General features: G+C 60.7%; 19 protein-coding genes and 1 pseudogene. 5 read left to right on the top strand and 15 right to left on the bottom strand.

Annotated features, from left to right (window positions below; all coding sequences use genetic code 11):
* The first annotated feature begins 170 nt into the window (after positions 1-170).
* Positions 171-434, top strand: coding sequence for a hypothetical protein (locus BJQ17_RS32460; RefSeq protein ID WP_375731030.1), 264 nt, complete (start codon positions 171-173; stop codon positions 432-434).
* A gap of 289 nt (positions 435-723) precedes the next feature.
* Here BJQ17_RS32460 and mobH read toward each other — a convergent pair whose 3' ends face one another.
* On the bottom strand, positions 724-2,451 hold the full coding sequence (mobH, locus tag BJQ17_RS05230) for a MobH family relaxase (protein ID WP_070095671.1): 1,728 nt from the start codon (positions 2,449-2,451) through the stop codon (positions 724-726).
* Between the two features lie 220 nt (positions 2,452-2,671).
* Here mobH and BJQ17_RS32010 point away from each other — a divergent pair, with 220 nt between their 5' ends.
* Together BJQ17_RS32010 and BJQ17_RS05225 are read left to right on the top strand one after the other, a co-directional pair.
* Entirely contained in the window at positions 2,672-2,866 is a 195-nt protein-coding gene (locus tag BJQ17_RS32010) for a hypothetical protein (protein ID WP_083285008.1), read from the top strand.
* Positions 2,867-2,993: 127 nt separating this feature from the next.
* Complete coding sequence (locus tag BJQ17_RS05225) at positions 2,994-3,359, top strand: histone-like nucleoid-structuring protein, MvaT/MvaU family (protein WP_014753704.1); 366 nt, start codon at positions 2,994-2,996, stop codon at positions 3,357-3,359.
* 148 nt (positions 3,360-3,507) lie between these two features.
* Here the strand turns inward: BJQ17_RS05225 and BJQ17_RS05220 are convergent.
* The 4 genes and pseudogenes from BJQ17_RS05220 to BJQ17_RS05205 all read right to left on the bottom strand — a co-directional run.
* Positions 3,508-4,923, bottom strand: a pseudogene (locus tag BJQ17_RS05220) (IS1182 family transposase); the annotation flags it as partial.
* A 110-nt stretch (positions 4,924-5,033) separates the two neighbouring features.
* Positions 5,034-6,026: an ArdC family protein gene (locus tag BJQ17_RS05215; RefSeq protein ID WP_070095669.1), complete on the bottom strand. Its 993-nt coding sequence runs from the start codon at positions 6,024-6,026 to the stop codon at positions 5,034-5,036.
* Positions 6,027-6,111: 85 nt separating this feature from the next.
* Complete coding sequence (locus BJQ17_RS05210) at positions 6,112-6,426, bottom strand: hypothetical protein (protein WP_014753702.1); 315 nt, start codon at positions 6,424-6,426, stop codon at positions 6,112-6,114.
* Between the two features lie 307 nt (positions 6,427-6,733).
* Positions 6,734-7,099: a DUF3085 domain-containing protein gene (locus BJQ17_RS05205; protein ID WP_080580318.1), complete on the bottom strand. Its 366-nt coding sequence runs from the start codon at positions 7,097-7,099 to the stop codon at positions 6,734-6,736.
* A 464-nt stretch (positions 7,100-7,563) separates the two neighbouring features.
* Here BJQ17_RS05205 and BJQ17_RS05200 point away from each other — a divergent pair, with 464 nt between their 5' ends.
* Positions 7,564-7,926, top strand: a complete 363-nt coding sequence (locus BJQ17_RS05200) for a hypothetical protein (RefSeq protein WP_070095668.1) — start codon at positions 7,564-7,566, stop codon at positions 7,924-7,926.
* A gap of 4 nt (positions 7,927-7,930) precedes the next feature.
* On the opposite strand, the gene BJQ17_RS05195 is transcribed toward BJQ17_RS05200, so the two are convergent.
* Genes BJQ17_RS05195 through BJQ17_RS05180 form a run of 4 tightly spaced genes read right to left on the bottom strand, consistent with a single transcriptional unit; the run spans position 7,931 to position 12,113 of the window.
* The gene (locus BJQ17_RS05195; RefSeq protein WP_070095667.1) at positions 7,931-9,469 is read right to left on the bottom strand and encodes a conjugal transfer protein TraG N-terminal domain-containing protein; all 1,539 of its coding nucleotides are present in this window, start codon (positions 9,467-9,469) and stop codon (positions 7,931-7,933) included.
* A 9-nt stretch (positions 9,470-9,478) separates the two neighbouring features.
* Positions 9,479-9,784 carry a hypothetical protein gene (locus BJQ17_RS05190; protein ID WP_070095666.1) on the bottom strand — a complete coding sequence of 102 codons (306 nt, stop codon included), beginning with the start codon at positions 9,782-9,784 and terminating at the stop codon, positions 9,479-9,481.
* A complete protein-coding gene (locus BJQ17_RS05185; RefSeq protein ID WP_070095665.1) occupies positions 9,781-11,136 on the bottom strand; it encodes an integrating conjugative element protein in 1,356 nt (451 codons plus the stop codon). The genes BJQ17_RS05190 and BJQ17_RS05185 overlap by 4 nt, the downstream gene beginning before the upstream one ends.
* Positions 11,136-12,113: a TIGR03756 family integrating conjugative element protein gene (locus BJQ17_RS05180; protein WP_070095664.1), complete on the bottom strand. Its 978-nt coding sequence runs from the start codon at positions 12,111-12,113 to the stop codon at positions 11,136-11,138. The genes BJQ17_RS05185 and BJQ17_RS05180 overlap by 1 nt, the downstream gene beginning before the upstream one ends.
* Between BJQ17_RS05180 and BJQ17_RS32005 the strand changes: the two genes are divergently transcribed.
* Entirely contained in the window at positions 12,112-12,240 is a 129-nt protein-coding gene (locus tag BJQ17_RS32005; protein WP_256559446.1) for a hypothetical protein, read from the top strand. The two genes, BJQ17_RS05180 and BJQ17_RS32005, sit on opposite strands and share 2 nt — an antisense overlap.
* Before the next feature lie 93 nt (positions 12,241-12,333).
* On the opposite strand, the gene BJQ17_RS05175 is transcribed toward BJQ17_RS32005, so the two are convergent.
* The 6 genes from BJQ17_RS05175 to BJQ17_RS05150 are packed head-to-tail and all read right to left on the bottom strand — an operon-like array spanning position 12,334 to position 18,797.
* Positions 12,334-15,075 carry a conjugative transfer ATPase gene (locus BJQ17_RS05175; protein WP_070095663.1) on the bottom strand — a complete coding sequence of 914 codons (2,742 nt, stop codon included), beginning with the start codon at positions 15,073-15,075 and terminating at the stop codon, positions 12,334-12,336.
* Positions 15,075-15,494 carry a TIGR03751 family conjugal transfer lipoprotein gene (locus tag BJQ17_RS05170; protein WP_070095662.1) on the bottom strand — a complete coding sequence of 140 codons (420 nt, stop codon included), beginning with the start codon at positions 15,492-15,494 and terminating at the stop codon, positions 15,075-15,077. Before BJQ17_RS05170 ends, BJQ17_RS05175 begins: the two co-directional genes overlap by 1 nt.
* Positions 15,457-16,965: a TIGR03752 family integrating conjugative element protein gene (locus BJQ17_RS05165; RefSeq protein ID WP_070095661.1), complete on the bottom strand. Its 1,509-nt coding sequence runs from the start codon at positions 16,963-16,965 to the stop codon at positions 15,457-15,459. The genes BJQ17_RS05170 and BJQ17_RS05165 overlap by 38 nt, the downstream gene beginning before the upstream one ends.
* On the bottom strand, positions 16,955-17,761 hold the full coding sequence (locus BJQ17_RS05160; protein ID WP_070095660.1) for a TIGR03749 family integrating conjugative element protein: 807 nt from the start codon (positions 17,759-17,761) through the stop codon (positions 16,955-16,957). The genes BJQ17_RS05165 and BJQ17_RS05160 overlap by 11 nt, the downstream gene beginning before the upstream one ends.
* Positions 17,758-18,399, bottom strand: coding sequence for a PFL_4703 family integrating conjugative element protein (locus tag BJQ17_RS05155; protein ID WP_070095659.1), 642 nt, complete (start codon positions 18,397-18,399; stop codon positions 17,758-17,760). The genes BJQ17_RS05160 and BJQ17_RS05155 overlap by 4 nt, the downstream gene beginning before the upstream one ends.
* Entirely contained in the window at positions 18,396-18,797 is a 402-nt protein-coding gene (locus BJQ17_RS05150) for a TIGR03750 family conjugal transfer protein (protein ID WP_070095658.1), read from the bottom strand. Before BJQ17_RS05150 ends, BJQ17_RS05155 begins: the two co-directional genes overlap by 4 nt.
* Position 18,798: the final 1 nt, after the last annotated feature.

Here is an 18,798-nt window from a genome sequence, read left to right as displayed (position 1 = left end):
AATGAATCGGAGTAAGCGTCCGGCGAACTCACCTTCCGAACTCCAGCTTTAAGGGCGATGGTGTCCGCGTATTTTTTTAAGCGGACGCGATCACCCTTATCGCCAGGATCTCCATGCGCCAACGAAGCTCTTATCCGAAGCCTTTCAAAGCCCAGGTCGTTTAGGAATGCCTGCAACCTGGCGCAACCGTGTCCAGTGTCGCCATCAGCCACGGCATCAACGCCAACGTCATCGGCAAATGGCTTCCGCTCTATCGAGACCAGTCCGCGACAAACTCGCTACCGGCCTTTGTGCCACTGAAGGCTGCCCCTAAACGGCCAGCTGACGCGTCAGTGATCATTGAGTTAGCCATGGCCGGGCAAGTGATCACGGTGAAACGGCCAACCTCAGCTCCCGAGAGCTGTGCGCAATTTATCCGGGCTGTCGCTCAATGATTCGCATCGATGCGATTTGGCTGGCCACGGAGCCTATGGACATGCGAGCTGGTACCGAAACCGCATTAGCCCGTGTGATCGCGGTGTTTGGTGCGGCGAAGCCGCACTGCGCTTAACTTCATACCAAGCAGCTCGCGTAGTCGGGCATTGCCAAGGCGCCCTCCCCAAAGTAGCAAGGTCTTCAGCAGCTCAGCGCGGGCGCGGGGTTCTTTGATCATGGGCAATCGCCCTCATAAGAGCAATCGGGTCATGACAGTGATAACAAAAAATGTAGCTTACAAAAAGTGACTTAGGGTGTCGGAGGTCGGAGAGAAAGGAACGGGTTGTCTGGAGAAGGCGGCAAGCCTAGAAGATTGGTGTCACGCAGGATGTAGCCATTGAGGTACGTGGTTTTCCGCGGGCCTCGTACGCTGCAAGTCCAAATGTTCTGGCCATTGGGTTTTCTCACATGAACATCTAGCCTCTCAAATTGGCGTTGGAGGCGTCGCCAGGCGTTATTCTGAAAATCTGCATCGACCAACATCGGATGCTCGGCTGCGTATCGTTGGAAAATGCCCGGTGTGACCAGGAAAAAAGTGCCTTCCACGGTGTGGACCTTGGCCTTGCTGTCGTTGATCACTAACCGATGACTGAGAACTCCTTTGCGCAACCACTCAAGGAAGTCCAGCCCCACGACATCCCAGGAAAGCGTAGTGGCAGGCTGCAGGCTTCCTGTGCTTGATTCAGTCTGCAGCTGACGTGGCTCTTCCAACATATCCATCAGTTCGTCTAGGTAATCGAAATCCTCAGTCTGGGGAGCGGCGGCCGGCTGCGTCGCATCCGCGGCAGGTTGCGGTCTATCTGTGCTCGATTCGCTGCATGCACTCGACAACAGGGGATTGACCGTCATCGGCTCCACCGTGCCACTAAAGTAATCTGGTCGGGGCTCATCTGCCCACACCAGGTTTGGCTGCAGGCGGAGAAAGGTAAAGCGTTGTTGCCAGTCATTGTCTGCGACGGTGGCGCTCCATACCGCTTTGCCCTCCGGTGTCGCATCCACCAATCCATGTGATTGCAGTTCATCGAATAGGGCGATGTTGGAGGAGGGGATGCCGTCGACCGACTGAGCCAGCAGGTAAGCGCGCAATTTGTCGGTGGCGGTCTTGCTGACCAACCAGAGGTGATCTTCGGTGAGCCAACCGGCGGCACCGGGCTGGTTGAGCTTGAACTCGTTCTTGACCAGATGACGTAGACCCATGAGCAGATGGTGCTGCAACGAGTGTTTGGGTGCCTGCAGAGCCTTGGTGGGGTTGGCACCAATGTTCTGCGCGGTGGATACCCGGTCCGCTTGCAGCACCAATTCGCCGAGGGTGCCGGCATGCTCGTAATGGTTGGACAGTAGGTACAACAGGTGGCCCCACAGGACCGGGAAGCTGCTGAGCCAGTCGAGTTGGAGTGACGTCAAAATCTGGGTGTACAGCAACCCGGTGGCAGCGCCGTGCAGCTTGTAGTCGCGGCCGGCCAGGTAGCGAAAGCGGTAGGCCTGGTTCAAAGGGCCGTGCCAGGGGTGCCACACTTCGCCATTCTGGTATTCAACCAGCAAGTCGACGGCAATCTTGCCAATATCGTGGAGTAGGGCGCCGTAGGCAATCGCCGCGCTCCAGGCGTCGGCCTGCGCAGCCTGGTCTTCCGGTGCGGCGCCGCTGGGCAACAGGTATGACTGGCGCAGCTTCAGGCTGCAGGCAACCAGTTCTAGTCCATGGTCCAGCATGCCGCCCGGATAGGCATGGTGGTGACTTTCGCTGGCAGGGAGTTGCTGTACATAGGCGGCGTAGCGGCGGATCGGGTCAAGGTAGAGCTGATTGAACTGCGGCTCGGAGAGCGCCGTGTATTGCCAGATGCGCTCCAACAGCTTTTTCCGGTGGTTGGCACCGAGCAGGGATTCAGAGGCGAGTGGGAGGAGAAATCCCTCGGGAGCCGGAGCGAGCGTGGGCTCCGCGCCATTGCCTTTTTGATGTTTGAACCACCAACGCTTCATCGCACTACCTGCTTTGCATTCAGAAGGTCCTTTTGCCTTTTCGGATAGGCCTCTTACCCTTGTGCCCCTTCCATTGCCGCCGTTACCCTTTATCTCATTGGCCCTTTTCGCGAACGAGAAAATTCGAAGACTGGCGCATCGGGTTACGTGTGGGGCCGGAATGGCCTGTCCTTTTCTCGCGGGGTAGACTGCCCGGCATCATTTTGAGGTAGATGGTCTGATGACGTTGAGCGATGCCATACTGATCGTGCTGTTGGCCGACCGGATTCATGGGTCGGATGCTGCCATTCGATCAGCAGCCAAGCGCTGTGCGAAACAGCCTCCACGCAGTCAGCGCGATATGTTGTTCAAGATTTGTAACAGTCCCGCGCCTCGGGAACTAGTAGGTCACCTCTGCCAGTTCTTGTCGGACTGATTAGTCACATAGGTATGTGCGCATTTTGAAGGATGAAAAGTTAGTTGAGGAAAGCATTAGCGCTCGGCTAGTAGTTCTATCTCAGGTACTATCGCAACACATGCCCCAACCCTAGGAAATATTTCACATGTCCAAACTTGCCGAATTCAAAGCACTGGAAGCTCAACTGGCTGCTCAACTTCAACAACTGGACGCGATGAAAAACGATTCCGGCCTGAAGCAGGAAATCGAGTTTGAACAAAAGCTCAAGGCCTTGCTGGATCAGTACGGCATGAACCTGCGCCAGGTCATCACCATTCTCGACCCGTCCAAGGGCGTAAGCGTGAGTACTTCCAACGCCTCCACCGGCGCTCAGCGCAAGCCGCGTGAGGTCAAGCGCTACAAACACCCGCACAGCGGCGAGATCGTCGAAACCAAGGGCGGTAATCACAAGATCCTCAAGCAGTGGAAGCAGGAGCACGGCTCGGATACCGTCGAGAGCTGGCTGCAGTAATTGCTTGCTCAATTGAAGCGGCCGATGCTCGGCGTTGCAGGCAAAACAAAGACCCCGGTTCAGACTGTGTGAAAACACACTGACAGGCCTAAAACAAACGCCCCGACTTGTTCGGGGCGTTTGTTTTTGTGCTGAAAAAGGCTCTTCGGCCCATCAGTCGCATCATTTGCTTGGCCCCCAAGACACTAATCGCCCGCTTGAGGTTGTAAGCGGTCACAGCAAGAGCCATTTCAGCTCTTGTGCCTTCGAGTTGTCGCAGCAGGAAGCGCCCGTTTCCAAATAGCCATTGTTTGAGATTGCCAAACGGGTGCTCAACGATGGATCGACGCCGCTCCATCATCTCTGGATGTAGCTGCATCCGCTGCGCCATGCGCTCGAAGGTTTCCTCTTGAGCGTGACGCGAGACATAGCGGCGCTTGGGCGTCGTGCATTGGGCTTTCAGCGCGCACCTGGCGCAATCATTGATCGCCGCCTGGTAGATCCGGTCGCCCTTGTAGCGCTGCTTCAGCGTTAGCCACTGACCTGCCGGGCACTGGTACCGATCCTGTTCGGCATCGTAGGTAAAGTCCTTGCGCTCGAATAATGCCTCTCCACCTGGGTTCGAGGTTCGGTTTGGCGGCACATACGCGCTAATGGCGGCTTCTTCGCAAGCCTGGAACTGCAGGCCATTTGAGTAACCCATATCGGCTGTCACGGTTAGCGATTCTTGCCCCAACTCAGCCTTGGCAGCTTTCGCCATGGGTTCAAGTTGCTTGCGGTCATCACCATCCTGCGTCACCTCGTGATGCAAAATGAGACAGTGTTCTGCGTCGACAGCAGTCTGCACGTTATAGGCAACACGAGCCCCCTTTGGCGTGCGCATCATTCGGGCATCGCTTTCGTGCGTGTTGAATTGCTCCAGTCCCATCGATTGCATCAAGGCCTGGCAACTGCGATTGTCTTGCTGCTTGGCCTCAAGCTCCGCCAAGGCTGCCTTGATCGCAGTACGATCTACCACCGGCTCACCCTCAGTCTTATCAGCGGCATCCAGGTCAGCCAGGTATTGGGCGATGCGTTTATCCAGCTTCTCGTCCTGACGCTTGAGCTGATTCAAGTTCAGGTGGCGTCGCGCGGAAGCGACTGCCTGAAACTTGCTCCCGTCGATGGCAACCAGGTCACCGGCAATCAAACCGGCAGTTCGGCAGAACTGCACAAAAGCTCGGCACGTCGTAACGAACGCAGCTTTGTTGTTCTTGCGGAAGTCGGCGATGGTCTTGAAGTCGGGTTTAAGTCGGTTGATCAGCCACATCACTTCGATGTTGCGCTGGCATTCAGCTTCCAGGCGACGGGACGAACGAATGCGCTGGAAATAGCCATAAAGGTAGAGTTTGAGCTGATCGGCGGGATCGTAGGCGGGGCGCCCTGTGGCCTTGGGCTGAGTTTTCTCAAAGCCGAGCTTACCCAGATCCAGCTTGGCGACATACAGGTCGATGACCCGTACGAGGTGATCTTCAGGGATCAATTCCTCCAGCGAGACCGGGAACAGGCTGGTCTGACTGCGGGACTCTCCTTGTATGTAGGCCATAACGAAAAATGCTCCGTATCTTTCGATACGGAGCATTTTCTTAAAGGGCCGGGCAGATTGCTAGGTTTTCACACAGTCTGGGTTGGGGCCTTTGTGCTTGAGGTGAAAAGTCACGCCGTGAGCCGTTCGGTCGTCTCGCTGGACTGATCCGACTGCAGTGCCACCAGGTACTCGGACGCCTCACGCGCCTGTCCACTGGCGCGGAAGATGGCCCGCTTGTCTTCCTTTAGGATCTTCAACCAGGATGCCAGGTACTCTTCGTGGCGCAGCTCGCCCTGGGTGCCGGTGAGGGCGCAGAGAAATGCCGCACCCATCTCCGCGACCAATTCCTCGAAGGCGTAGGCTGCAGAGCCAAACGCGTGCCCGCCAGTGATGCCTTCCCGGTTAAGGCGGGCGTGGTGACCCGACCAGTGCGTCAATTCGTGTAACGCGGTTGCGTAGTAGCTGGCGACGTCCACGAACTGGGCCTTGGTGGGCAATTGGATGAGATCCCGTATCGGTAGATAGAATGCGTCATCCCCGTAGCGATGCTCGATACGTGCGCCGCTGGCGGCCAACAGTCGCTCAGCAGGTGCATCATCGATGAACGCCACCGGATCTTCACCCTCGACGTGGGGCTGCTCTTCGTTGGTTAGCCCCTCGGTCTGCTCGATGTTGAACAGGCAATGCGTCCGTAGCAGTGCGAACTGCACCATCTTGATATTGCCTTGCTCATCACGTACGACCTGACCGTCTTCGTCGTGTGTTTCCTTACTCATAGGTTTGTACAGCACAGCGAGGGTCGATTGCTCGCCTTTGCGCACGTGACCACCAGCTTTGCGGGCCTGGTTGTAGGTGAGCCAGCGATCCTGGCGGTACCCGCGCAGGCGGGCTTCGGCCCACAGCAGAGGAATGTTGATCCCGGCGTAGGGCCGCCGGGTGATGGCGTTGATGGGGAAAGGGGAGTCAGCACTTGAACCGGTGGTGGTCCAGGTGATGGCGTTGATGGGGAAAGGGGAGTCAGCACTTGAACCGGTGGTGGTCCAGGGTTTGATCCAGGGGATCACGCCTTGGCTCAAGGCGCTGACGATCTTGTTGGTGACATCCAAATAGATATCGGACATGGCGTTCTCCGGGCGTGTAGGGGAACGCTGCCCAGCCGGGAAGAGTTCCCGGTGGGGTAGTGAGGCAGTAGTGTGGCTGACAGGGTCAGAGGGCGGCGATATCGACAACGATCTCCCCGCGCAGTCGGATGAGCAGAAAGGCCGGGCCGCTGGGTGGGGTGATCCGAGTCAGTTGGAGCTGCAGCAGGTGAGCAGATACTGAAGTGCCGTCGCGCTTCGAACGGTCGAGTTGCAGCTCGATGGGGCAGTGTGAGGTACGCGAAGCCGAAGCCTGCACGCTGTTTAGCAGGTCTGCCAAACGCATGGCTGATTTTCCAATCGGTTCCTCGCCTGTGGCAGGTTCAATGAACTGCTGCCAAACGCCTGGGCTCAGCACCACCGCATTGGAAAAGCGCTTCATCCTGGACATTGGGACCTCCGCGTAGCTGATCCCGCGACATCTCATGTGAGGTTCGTGCGTGGACCTGCTCAATCTGAACAAGGCATTGAACAGGGTGCGTCCATGTATTAAACCGCGCTTGGACGTGAGGTCAATCTCCGATCCCTACCTCCAATGGAGGGCTCTATCCAGGGAGGTCCAGCGAAGACTACAGGCCTTGGATTCCTGACAAATGGCGATCTTCAAGCGACTGAAGAATAATGCGAGATGCGTCCAAAGCGGCCCGGTTAAGGTGCCGCACTGGATACGCGTGGACTTCGCATCTGCGTCAAGATTTGCCTGCGGGATCAACCTCAGCGGCCAGGTACAGGTGGGTGGAGGCGGCCTCCACCACCAGCGATCCTGCGGTACCGCGAAGGCTGGCGAGGACAGGATCATCAATGTCGAAATACTCGGCAAAATCATCGCCGCCGAACTCATCGCGGGCGCGATTCCACCAGGTGTCGAAGTCGTCGACGTTGGGGTTGCAGCCAGTGGCATAGGCCACGCGTTTGCGGCCGCCACCGTCCGGTTTGCTTTCGCCGATCTCGGACATGAGGTAAACACCGTGGTCCTTGACCAGTATCAGTCTGCAACCATTGATACCTGCCTCGGCCAACACGGCGTGAAGTTCAGTGCCTGTGAAACGCAGCATGATGAGATCCTCCAAAGGGTGCGGAGGAACGTCATCCCGTGTGGGAGAGCTCCCAGCACTGGAATGGATGTGAGTAAGGTGCAACGAAGACGCAGGTTCAATGAACCCGGGGGATTAGAAAGCGTTCATCACTGGGGATCGGTGACCATGCGAGCTGCCGAACGCGAATCGCATTTCGGGGTAACCATCACATGCGTGACGTAGCCTCAAAGGTTGTGGCTACCTGGGGTGCTGGATAACCAGCGATTGCAAAATTGGTTTACCAAGCGAACCGATGTAGCGTCAATAGCGCTTTTCGGTGGAGGCAATTTTCGCGATCCAATGAGCGCCACTGCCGATAATCCGCGTTGTCCAAGTGATCAACGGTCATGGAATTCAGCGACAGAGGAGTAAGCTAAAGCTTGGATCCAAATTAACGGTAGTGGTTGGCCGCAAGCGCGGTGACGGGTAAGGGAGGCAATCAAATGTCGACTCCAGCTTCTGCCAGTTCGGGCCGGACCGGTCTCGGCAGGTTTCTCATTAGCACTGCGGTTGGTGCTGGTCGAATGATGCAGCGACTCGAAACGAAAGTGCTGAACTCCAGCATATTGGTCTCAGTACCTTGCAAGTATCGGCGATTTGGCTTGCAGATTATCAAGTTGCTCCTCGTCCTTGCGGTTGCATCAGTTGCACTTTTCCTGGCGATCGGAATGGTTGCTCTCTGGGCCATGGCGATACTCCCCATTACGGCATCCGATGATGAGGAACCTGGTGTGCATCAGGTCAGTCACCCTCAACATCAACACAAATATCCAGAGCTGTATGACGAGTACGGGTCGCTCAAGTAGAGTCTTATTTGAGTTTCTGGACACCTGTCATTAGCTGTGTTGAGCCTCTTCCTGCTTGTGTCTGAGCGGCCTCTGTTCCACGAGTAAGAAGTGTCTGGATAGCACTTCCCACGTTATACCCCGCCCAACTCATTGCACCGATAAAGATCATCGGTAGCAAAACAAACATTGCGCCCATGACGTACTCGATCACCTGCGCGGTGACCGTTCCGTCCATGAAGCCTGCTGTCGGCAACGACAACAGCGCCTGATCTGTAGCAGAGACTTGGTTGTACAGAGTTTCCAGCATGCTCGAGTCGATCCAGCGCGCGAGCTCCCACCAGAACGTCAGCATGTGCAGCGTGAACAGCGCGAAGGTGATCGTCATAAGCGCCTTGAGTTGATAGGTACTGATCAGCAGTACCAGCGGCAAACTGATGATCGTGCCCATGATCATAAAGGCCTGGACCATCGGCAATGCCGCGCGCAGCGCATTCATCGCTGGGAAGTTGCTGAACGAGCCCAGTGCCAGGCCGGTGTTGGTGGCTAGGTTGTTCAGCCCTTGCGTCAGCGATCCGCCTCTCGCGCTACTGCCATAGTCCTGGAACACCTGCCCAGGTGCCATGCTCAATGATTGCTGCCGTGGGCTTACCAGCTCGCGTAAGGTGGCGTCTTCGACCTCCGTAGAGGTGCGCCCCGTCAGCCAGCCCCGCAGCTGCGATAGCAGCGATGGATCAACCTCGGCCACCAAGCGATCGCGCAGTCCGATTGTGCCGTCGCTCCACCACTGCTTGCAGGTGGGGTAGCCGGCGCCGTTGTCGAGCCGAGGCAGGGAGGTGTCTCGAGTTTCGTCGTATGGCCAATCGACTCGGGGCGTTCGCGAGCGGTCGGTATCGTAGTAGCCCGGTGTGTTGAGTAGGTACGTCGAGCCAATCCAGGACGCGTCGTAGCTCTGCGACTCGTCCAGCTCGGGGCGATTGGTGAACAGCCGCGAGCGCGAAAAACCGTAGCAGTCCCGGGTGAAGTCGGCGACTTCCTGTAGCAGCACCTGGTCGTTGATCCTCGAGCTGTCGATCTCCATGCGCATCGCCCGGATGTCGGGCGCGCAGGGAATCGCCGCGGTGGCAGCGGCGGTGATGCCTTTGCTCATGGCATGCACGAGGAACCACCACACCGGCACGTTCGCTGACTTCTCGCCGATGGTGTTGAAAGTCGTGGCCCAGGCCGTGTCCGCGGGCCTGGCCATGGACACCCCACAGCGCTGGCTCGCGGCATCGTCGAAAGTCACGGAGGACAGGTTCAGCGGGAAGAACGGCATGCAGCCGAACAGAATGACCACGTAGCTCATCCACAACCGGTTCTCGACGCGAGGGATCGACAGCAGGCCCTTGTTGCCTTCGTCAGCACCCTGTTGGCGGGCCGACAGCCATTCCTGCAGGATGACCGCACCGAAGGGAGCGGCGAACAGCCCGGTGTCCACCAGCGTGTTCCAGATGCCGTTGTTGATGATCCAGGCCAGCAGCGACAGGTAGTACTCGAGGTAGCTGTTGGTGCTCATGTTCATGGCTGCACCTCACACGCGAGACAGTTCGACCAGGATGATCGAGCTGAAGCCAATCAATCCCAGACGCTTTAGCCGTTGCTGGTCCACAGGCGCAGATCGCATGTGCAACGCTTTGGTCCAACCGATGAAGATCAGGGTGTACAGCAGGGCGCGCCACCCCGCGAAGTAGGCGGCAGTCGCCCGCGTTGGTGCGAGCCAATCCAGTTGGGCGGCGGGCAGTTGTAGTGCCATCCAGGCAATCAGCAACATGATCAGCATGGTGCCGAGGATCAGCAGCATTTGGGCGATCATGGACCTCACAGAAATCGGCATCATGGCGTGCTCCTTTGCTGGTCAGCCCGACGCAGTCGGTCCGGCTCCGGATCGCGCTGATCAATACTGCGCGAGGCGTCGGCGCCGCCGGCGTGGCGATCGAGGACCAGGCTGGCGGTATTGGTGGCCAGCGACTGGCGTACCTGCAGTTCGGTTTGCAGCAGGCGGATCTCCCGTTCCAGGGTTTCGACGTTGCTGTTGAGGGCGGTGGTGGCGGGCTGCGCCGATGCCACGTTCGGTTCGTGGCTGCCGGCGAACAGCGTGCGCTGCAGCAGCATCGCCTTGTAGATCACGCTGGACAGCGCGGTCTCACTGGCCAGGCGCCGGGCCAGCAAGTTCTGGTCGGGGTCATCGCGCAGCCCCTCGATGACGCCGCGGGAGACCTGCAACAAGGGGCTGGAGACCTTGCTGAGGTTCTCTGGGGTAGGCTGGTCGGCGCCTGAGACCATGTGCTGCAGGCCTTCCAGGTGTTCCGTGTAGGTTTCCTGGATCAGCGGCGACAGACCCGTACCGGCGGTTGCGCGCAGCGTCTCGCAGTCATCGCAGGTTTCCACCTCGGTTTCACCGAGCACCCGTGTCGCCCATTCCGAGGCCTCCTCGGGGCTCGACCAGGCTTGGCAGATGGCGCCATTCTGGCAAGCCGACCCGACGGCGGAGGTGTCCTCGACGGCCCGGTTGTGCAGCAAGTTGTAGCCGGCCTTGACCACGTCCGATGTCACCCGGATAGGTTGCTGGCCGTTGCCGCCAGCTTTCTGCCCGCCGACCCAGCTGACGCCGTTGTTGCCGTTGTTCGACTCGGTATCCTTCACCGCCATTACGGCATCGCCGCCGGACTGCTCGAGGTTGTGCTGCATTTCCTGATTCTGAGCCAGCGCGCCCCAGCCGGCTTGGTCGACCTTGTCGGCCATTTTCGCCGCCATCGCCTGGCAGGTGAGCTTGGAACGATCGAAGTCGATGCGTCCCTGCAGCACGCCATTGCTCAGCAGCTCATACAGCCCGGGGTTGGCGCGCTGGATGATCATCGCCGGCAGCGACATGACCGCCTGTGTGGCGTTCTGGATGACGTTGCCCATGATCTGCTGAAAGCCCTGGGTGGCACCATTGAGCTGGTTCTGCAGGGTGTTCGAGAGGTTCATGTTTCCGCACATCATGTTGGCCCGCCAGGACATGCCCACGCCGAGGCCATTGGGGCGGTAGAGCGAGGAGGGCGCTCCCGCCGCGGAACCGCCGCCGATGGTGTACATCACGCGGTCATCCAGGACCGGCGCCTGGTCACCGAGGTGGTAGCCGTTCTCGGCAGCATGGCCTGCGGCACACATGAGGAAGCACACCAATCCGAGCGTGATGTTGTTCATCATTGGCCTCCATCAAAGTCGATGCTGAACAGAAACGTCTGGCCCATGCGCTGGCAGCAGCGGTAGGGCCGCCACAGCGACCAGGCATAGGCGCCGTCGGCGCTTTGGACCGTTGGGCTAGGGAAGATGGCGCAGGTGTTCTGGATGACCGGGGTGAGTAATTGCCAGCGATGATTGTTGACGTTGTTCTCCATCACCGGCTGCGGCGGCCAGTAGCCGGGAGCCGGCATCGGCTGCAGCGGTAGATAGACATGCGGCTGGCCGACGCGGGTGATGAAGTCGCTGGCGCGCTGGGCCATCACGGCAGCTGCCTTGAAATCATCGGGCTGCACCAGAAAACCGTGCCGCGGATACACGCTGCCCCACATGTCGCCGAGTGCCTGATTGCCGATCTCACGCATTCCCGGGACCAGTGCCTGCGGGTAGACCGACTCGGGGATCGCCTGGCGCCACGCCAACGGGTCGAGCGTGCTGAGGTAGTAGGGCGCAAATGGCACCGCCCCACTTGGGCAGGCATAGCCGAACGTATGCGCCAAAGCGGTGAGAGCTGCCCCGCCGGGATGGCCAATGCCGTCGACATTCTTGAACCTGGGCAGGTTATCGCGCTGCGGCGAAGGCGTGATCAGGTTGCCACCCCCTTGCGACGCCGGCGTCGGCGCCGATAGCGCCGACATCTCGCTCCAGGGATTGGCGCCGGTGTCGGCATAGCTCGATACCACCAGCTCGGGAATGAAGTGACGGATCTTTGGTGAGGTTCGCATCGTGCAGCCGAAGGGCGTACAAAGTAGCCAGTAGCAGATGCCGACGACTCGGTACTCCAGGCACTGCAGCGACCCGACGGAGGCGATGATGGAAGGCGTGGTCAATGCCAGACACTGCTCGGCGGCGACCAGCAGAGCTGCCGCGGTGAAGGCTCGGCTCCGGCGAGCCGTTCTGGGTTTCGGCGATCTGCTTCGGGTGAAGGCGGTGACGTTCATGGGCAACGCTCGGCAGGTGACAGCGGTGTGCATCCGTGCGCCAAGTTTCAGCATCCCGGATCCGGTGCTGGAAGAGGGCGGACAAACCGAGTCCGGGGTGATCGGTTTCGTCGGGCGCTCGATTTAGCGGCGCGAGATGAGCAAACTGCCAGAGGAAAACAAATGTGCTCTTTCCGATTCTTATTGAGCAGAAGGGCTCGAATAGCCCTGACGGTGTCATTCATGAGATGCCGCGCAGGCGATCAATCTCCGCCGCGACCTGAAGGGCGGCCTCCAGCTCTGTCTGTTGCTGCTCCTCCATCAACCGCCAGCGCTGGGCTTTTTCCTCCGGCTCGGTCATGGCCAAGGCGAGGTACAGACTCGGTGGCACCGCCCGGAATAGCGTCTCCAGGTTCTTCGACAGGACCACGCCCTCGGTGTATTTGCCCGAGGCCTTGCTCGCGGAGAGCAGCAACGCTTTCTGCGCCGGCGTGAGTTTCTTGAATCGGGCTATCTCCTCGATTTCCGCCGGCGGCATGTTCAAGCAGATCCACCACTCGATCATGTTGAGCATGGTCTGCGCCGCATCGGGCAAGTCGGCCATGTTCTGTGTTGCCAGCCAGAACCAGGCGCCGAGCTTGCGCCACATCTTCGTGCCCTTGACCACAAAGGGGGCCAGCAGCGGGTTTTTGGTGATGATGTGGCCTTCGTCGGTGACCATGATGATCGGTCGCCCCAGGTACTGATCGCGCTCGGCGATGTTGTTCACCGTGTTCATCAGGCTGATGTAGCTGATGGACATCTGCGCCTCGTAGCCCTCACGGGCATAGGTGGCGAGGTCGACGATCGTCACGTCGCTCTCCGGCCAGGGTGTGCCGGGCCGGTCGAACAATGCACCTTCGAAACCCTGGCAGAACAGGTCGATGGACTCGGCCATCTCCTGCGCACGCTCACGGCGCTTGTCGGGCAGGTGGGTGTCGCTGGCGACCTTGCGCAGGGCATCGCGGACATGGCGGGTCAGCACCTGCTGCTCAGTCGTCGCGCAGTACCGGGCGGCATCGAGGATGCACTCGCGGATTAGACTGCGGTCCGCCCGGGTCAGGCGCGCCTCTTCCTTGGCTTCGCCGCCGGTGATCATCAGCCGAGCGGTGATCTCCAACTCGCCCAGCACATCGCGCTGCTCGTCACTGTCCGGCGTGGACTCATCCAGGTCTTCGGTCGACAAACTGGCGACCTGGTCCGGATGCTCGATCAGGCGCCGGGCATGGGCGAACGGCGCCAGGCTCACATCACTGCCCGGTTTGAGCTGAACCTTGTTGACGGTTAGGCCGAGGGTGGCGAAATAGTCGCCCTGCAGGCCGAAGGAGTTGCCCGCTTCGACGATGAACAGCCGCGGCCGGTACACGGCCATGACCTGCATGAGGATCGAGACCAGGGTGGCCGACTTGCCGGCGCCGGTCGGGCCGAACAACAGCAGGTGGCCATTCATCGAGCGGTCGAAGCGTGACAGCGGATCGAACGACAGCGGCGCACCGCCACGGTTGAAAAAGGTGATGCCCGGGTTGCCGGTACCGATGCTGCGTCCCCAGAGCGGCAGCAGGTTGGCGACGTGCTGGGCAAACAGCAGTCGGGTATACCAGTTGCGTGTGTCCCGCGCCGGGTTGTAGACCATCGGCAACCAGCGCAGGTAGCTGTTGCACGCGGCCACTTCATCGCCCTCGCGCACCGGTTGTAGGCCGGCGCCGAGCAGCACATTGGCGGCCTGGACCGAACGCTGGCGCAGCTGCTGTTCATCGCCGCCGCGCAAGTACAGCGCCAAGGTTCCGCGGTACAGCTTGTGCTGGCGGCCAATCAGCGCGCGGGCCTCTTCCACGTCCTGGCGGGTCTGGGTGGAGGCGAGGTTCTCGCCGATGGCTTTTCGCGCCAGGCGATTGAGCTGCTCCTCGAGCACATCCTGGGGCGTGATCACCAAGGTCAGGCTCATGACCGACCGCTCGGGCAACTGATCGAACAAGGCGTTCAACGCTTCGCCCTTGCGTGTTTCACCGGTCAGCTGGCCGATATGCGGTGGCCTGCGCAACTTGTCGACCACCATCACGGCGTGAGGCTTTTGATCGAAGTACCACAGGCCCTGCTCGCTATCGGAGCGCGGCTCTTGAAAGAACAGCCGCTCGGCGAAATCGTGGTCGAACGGCAGCGGCAGCTCCTCGCCGTCATCCACGTCCGGGTAGGGCACACGTCGATAGAACGCGGCGGGGAACTCGCCAGTGAGGGCTGGGGCCGGGTTGAACCAAGGCAACAACCAGGCGTAAAAGTCGCGCCCGGTCAGCCGCCGAGGGCTGACCCCGCAGGCCTGCAGCGAGGCCACCAGGCGGTCGCAGGTGCGGTTCAACAGCTGAACCGGGCTCTGCCCATCCTCGTCGGCCTGCTCTCCGAGCCAGCGGTAAACCACCAGGCGAATCCGCCGGTTGCTGCCGCGCCACGGCAGGTGGGACACCACATGGTCGTCGAACAGCCCACCCGGTTTGCCGACGGCTTCAAGATGGCGGCGCATCGACGCGAGGAAAGCCTCGGTGAACGGCGTACCTCGCGCGCGCGGCGCGATGTAGCGCTCCAGGCGTTCAAGGTACGGGGCGAAGTCACTGTCGTCCTGGCAGAAGAACTGCACCACCCAGGGCGCCTGGTCGAACTCGTCGAAGCTGTCCTGCAACGCATCTTCCAGCGCATCGCGTGCCGCCATCAGCCATTCGGGCTCACGACCCTCGGTACCGATCGGCTGCAGCTCGAACACGGCGCCCACGGAACGGTTGTCGTCGAGCAGAAAGCACTGCGCATCTTCGAGGTATTCGACCCAGGGCAAGTGGTCGGTGAAGCTGGGGTTGTGCGCGTACTGGGCGGCCTCGTCGGCCAGCGTGGCGCGCCGACGTTGCACTGCACGCCAAGACTTCCAACATGGTGGTTCGCGACTCGTGTCATCGGCCATCACAGATCGTCCAGGCGCTCGCCGGGCAGCGCGTACTGGACCTTCTCGTACAGTGGGAACACGGTCGAGTAGCCTGGCACCGGCGTCTGTTGGGTACCGGCCAGATGCGGGTAGACGTACATGACCAGGTCTGGGTTAGGTAGACGCGGGAACTGGGCACGGATTTCGTTGGCCGCCGTGCGCGTGTAGGCGCTCTGGTCCTTGCTCAGGCGCTCAGGATCCAGCACCGGGCGACGTAGTTCTCCACGCGCCTCAACTAGCTGTTGCTGAGTTCCGACCGAGCCACCGCCGTTCCAGATATCCAGCATGGTGTGATCGCCGTGGGGCAGCATTTCCTCCTTGCTGGTGGAGCAACCGGCCAGGTGCAGGCCGAGCAACAGGCTAATCCAGATCCAGTACCGAGACGGATGCGCTTTCATGGTTCACTCTCCGGCCTTTGGGTTCGTAGTCGATGCTGATTTCGTGGTCCAGGTGCAAGGCCACCTTGGCCCCAGGGGGCACGTAGATGGCGGCGAAGGCTTCGCCGTAGAGCTTGTTGATCCACTCACGGATGTCGCCAATGCCCCCGCTAATCACCGAGTTCAGCGCGCTGTTACCGTTGTTCTGGGATAGGCCAAGGCTGCCGCTGGCCGAGTTGATGAACGAGGTGTTGTTCTGCTCGCTGCCCAGGGCTGCAGCAAAGCCGGCGCCGGCCGCAGTGATCAGACTCTGGCTGCCCAGGTACTGCTGGGCGTTGGAGCGGCGCTCACCGGAAATGCAGGGGATGCCGTAGGGGTCAGAAATGTAGCCCAGGCCGCCGCGGATCTTCTCGGTGTCCGAGGTCTGGGTGCTGCTGCGATTGCGGCTGACGACCTTCTGCGGCTGCGGCACCGTGCGGACGGTGCCGTCGCCGAAGACAAAAGTGATCGACTCGACCTGGCCGCGCACGCAGGACAATGTCCAGTCACCAGCGGCGGTGCCGTTCATTACCGCGCCGACCACGTCCGGCAGGTCGATGCCGTTGGCAGTGAGGTTGTCCGGCCCCACCAGCACCTTGAACGGATAGGGGTCATTCACCGTTCCGTCTACCGGTACCCGGCCAATGAGCGCGGTCATGGCGATCGAACCCATCAACGTCGAGTTCTCGGGAATGGTGTAGACGGGGCGGGCGCCTTCGGTACGGTCCTGGGCGTTCTCCAGGTCACGTTCGCCTTTAGCGACGGCCCGTAAGCGATCTTGGCCACGGTCGATGGCGTTGTCGTCCAGACCGTGCAGATCCTTGAACTTCGAGGTCAACGACGACAGCGGTCCCTCGGCTTTGCCGGTGTTCTCTTGGCCGGCGCGGGCATTCGATGGTTCGATCCACTGCACCGCATCTGCCGGTGCCTGAGGGCCTGCAAACTGCTGCTCGTCGCCTGGCTCAAGACCGAATCCCGCAGGAACATCCGACTTTGCGGCGGGCTTACCGGTGAGCTGGTCCTTGAGCCTGGAGAGCAGCCCTTGGGTCTCGCGATGCTGCTGCTCGGCCTTCTGCCGAGCATCGTTGGCCTGCTGGCGTTGTTCGGTAACCTGTTGGGTGACACTGCTCAGCGTGCTCTGGATGCGCGTATCGATATTGCCTTCGCGCGTGCGCAGCCGGTTGTTCTCGGTCTGCAGGGCATCGTTGCCTTTCTTCAGCGTCTGCATCTCGCTGCGCATCGCCTTGACCTGGCCGATCAAAGTGGCCACGGTGTCGCGCGGAGTGTCGCCGGCGATGCCCAAGGCCTTGGCCTGTTCCGCGCTGAGCGTGGCATTCTCCGGATCGTGAGTGGGCTGGCCATCTGGGGTGGTCACCCAGGACTTGATGATGATCAGCACGATGCCTAGCAGGACCGCAGGCACAAACCATTTCAGCAGGCTGTTAGCTTTCATGATCGTCAGCCTCCGGCTTTGGCGGGGGCAACAGCAGCGCATGCTTCAGGTCGCCGCCGCGGGTGACGAGGTAGGCCACGGAGGTGTCTTCAGGCGTGCCGGCAAGGCCGAGGTCCGCGTGCTGGAAGGTTGCGGCGAACAGCGTGGCTTGCAGGTGACGCGGGTCGAGCGCGACCTTGCCGGGGCCGCGGTTTACGATCTTTACAGCCGTCACCCAGTAATCGCCCAGCCGCCAGGCGGCGAGTGCCTTGATCGAAACCCGTTCGGTGGGCAGCAAGGTGCTGAACGCGGTAGAGTCGCTCAGCGGCACACGCCGCACACCGGGTAGCGGTGCCACGGTACGCAGGGGCGCATAGAGGTTCTGCGCCGCATAGCGGGTGAGCACCACCGGTACCGGGGTCTCTGCAGGTGATGTGTCCTTCGCAGCTTCCACGTCCGGTGCCTTAGCCTGGACCACGATCTTGACCGGTTCTAGTGCCTCGCTGCCCTCGAGCGCCTCGATGTCGATCAGGATGATGTCCCCTGATTTCACCGACTGCAGTTGCAACCGGGTAGGGGGAAGGGTGTCAGAGGCGCGTAGATACACCGTACCGCCGACGGACTGCACACGCAGCTTACCGGCGATCGTGCCCGGCACCCCCACGCGAACATCCTCATCCAGCAGCAGGACGCGCTCCTGGCCCACCGTAAGTGGAACGGCCAGCGGCAGGCGATCCCAGTATTTGACCTCGACCGCACCGACTGCAGAACACCAGCCGGCGGCTATCGCCAGCATCAGGATCAAGACACGCATCATCTCGCACCTCCAGGCAGCGTCAGCTTCTGCGGTGTGCCTTCGTAGCAGTCCAGGGCCAGGCCCCACTTGTTGTGCTCGGGGTCGACGTCGAAGCGCACCACCCGTAGCGGGTAGCGCACCACCACGCGTTTCACCGGTTCGGAGGCGTAGTACTCGTCGGCGTTGAGGTCGAGCTTGACCAGCCAGCTGTGCTTATCCAGCTGCTTCACCCGCAGGTCGGGGTCGTCGCTGTAGCCGCGGCCCAGCACCTCGTATACGCCACGCACCCGCCCGCGCAGTTCGCCAGCCGCTTTGCGGTACTCGAAGTCGCCGTCGAAGAAGGTCTTGCACGCCGGTGTCAGGTAGGGTTGCAGGGCAAAGATGGCGCGGTGATAGTCGACTTCGCCGTCGGTGGGCCAGCGGTTGAGCTGGCCGAAGATGTACAGCGCGAACGCATAGATGTTTTCCGGGGGTACATCCCACCATTTGCGTGTGCTGCCGGAGCGCAGGTCGGGCGGCACGTGAATGGTCAGCTCGGAGGGCGAGGACTGCCAGCCGTACCACAGCCCGCAGCACAGCAGTGCCAGGATCGAAACGGCCAAACGCAGGCTGAAGATATGCGCCTGCTGCGCATCCACCTTGTTGCGGAAGCGGCTCATGCAACGGCCCTCATATGTCGACGTGAACGGCGGACGGTCCAGGGCCCCGAATACAGGATCAGTCGATGGGTACCTATGCCCCAGTGCACGGCCAGGTGCCACTGTAGACGTCGGTACAACCAGGTTTCCGGGCGGGCGCGCTTGGCTCGGCGCATCAGCTTGCCGCCACCTAGCAACGCCAGCGCCATACAGAGGAACATGCAGGTAGGGAGGGTGGCGATGGAGGCTGTGGCCACCGCCAGCGGTGCACCAAGGATCACACCCAAGCCGGCCCCGACGATCAGCGCGACCCACATCTCGTCGTTGGTGAGCCCGCGCAAAACAGCCGGGTCACGGTTGAGGCGCTCGGGGAGGAAGGTCAGAGTGCCGTCAGGCAGAGTGGCTGGGGCGTCGGACATG

The organism is Pseudomonas sp. NBRC 111139, from assembly GCF_001753955.1.
Taxonomy (GTDB): domain Bacteria; phylum Pseudomonadota; class Gammaproteobacteria; order Pseudomonadales; family Pseudomonadaceae; genus Aquipseudomonas; species Aquipseudomonas alloputida.
Note: the sequence above shows the minus strand (reverse complement) of the source record. Positions and strands in the feature narration are given on the sequence as shown.

What these genes read in the sequence shown, in the direction of transcription:
- mobH (WP_070095671.1), bottom strand. Translation starts at nt 2,451, where the DNA reads ATGAAGCGTTGGTGGTTCAAACATCAAAAAGGCAATGGCGCGGAGCCC.
- BJQ17_RS32010 (WP_083285008.1), top strand. Translation starts at nt 2,672, where the DNA reads ATGACGTTGAGCGATGCCATACTGATCGTGCTGTTGGCCGACCGGATT.
- BJQ17_RS05225 (WP_014753704.1), top strand. Translation starts at nt 2,994, where the DNA reads ATGTCCAAACTTGCCGAATTCAAAGCACTGGAAGCTCAACTGGCTGCT.
- BJQ17_RS05215 (WP_070095669.1), bottom strand. Translation starts at nt 6,026, where the DNA reads ATGTCCGATATCTATTTGGATGTCACCAACAAGATCGTCAGCGCCTTG.
- BJQ17_RS05210 (WP_014753702.1), bottom strand. Translation starts at nt 6,426, where the DNA reads ATGAAGCGCTTTTCCAATGCGGTGGTGCTGAGCCCAGGCGTTTGGCAG.
- BJQ17_RS05205 (WP_080580318.1), bottom strand. Translation starts at nt 7,099, where the DNA reads ATGCTGCGTTTCACAGGCACTGAACTTCACGCCGTGTTGGCCGAGGCA.
- BJQ17_RS05200 (WP_070095668.1), top strand. Translation starts at nt 7,564, where the DNA reads ATGTCGACTCCAGCTTCTGCCAGTTCGGGCCGGACCGGTCTCGGCAGG.
- BJQ17_RS05195 (WP_070095667.1), bottom strand. Translation starts at nt 9,469, where the DNA reads ATGAACATGAGCACCAACAGCTACCTCGAGTACTACCTGTCGCTGCTG.
- BJQ17_RS05190 (WP_070095666.1), bottom strand. Translation starts at nt 9,784, where the DNA reads ATGATGCCGATTTCTGTGAGGTCCATGATCGCCCAAATGCTGCTGATC.
- BJQ17_RS05185 (WP_070095665.1), bottom strand. Translation starts at nt 11,136, where the DNA reads ATGAACAACATCACGCTCGGATTGGTGTGCTTCCTCATGTGTGCCGCA.
- BJQ17_RS32005 (WP_256559446.1), top strand. Translation starts at nt 12,112, where the DNA reads ATGGGCAACGCTCGGCAGGTGACAGCGGTGTGCATCCGTGCGCCAAGT.
- BJQ17_RS05180 (WP_070095664.1), bottom strand. Translation starts at nt 12,113, where the DNA reads ATGAACGTCACCGCCTTCACCCGAAGCAGATCGCCGAAACCCAGAACG.
- BJQ17_RS05175 (WP_070095663.1), bottom strand. Translation starts at nt 15,075, where the DNA reads ATGGCCGATGACACGAGTCGCGAACCACCATGTTGGAAGTCTTGGCGT.
- BJQ17_RS05170 (WP_070095662.1), bottom strand. Translation starts at nt 15,494, where the DNA reads ATGAAAGCGCATCCGTCTCGGTACTGGATCTGGATTAGCCTGTTGCTC.
- BJQ17_RS05165 (WP_070095661.1), bottom strand. Translation starts at nt 16,965, where the DNA reads ATGAAAGCTAACAGCCTGCTGAAATGGTTTGTGCCTGCGGTCCTGCTA.
- BJQ17_RS05160 (WP_070095660.1), bottom strand. Translation starts at nt 17,761, where the DNA reads ATGATGCGTGTCTTGATCCTGATGCTGGCGATAGCCGCCGGCTGGTGT.
- BJQ17_RS05155 (WP_070095659.1), bottom strand. Translation starts at nt 18,399, where the DNA reads ATGAGCCGCTTCCGCAACAAGGTGGATGCGCAGCAGGCGCATATCTTC.
- BJQ17_RS05150 (WP_070095658.1), bottom strand. Translation starts at nt 18,797, where the DNA reads ATGTCCGACGCCCCAGCCACTCTGCCTGACGGCACTCTGACCTTCCTC.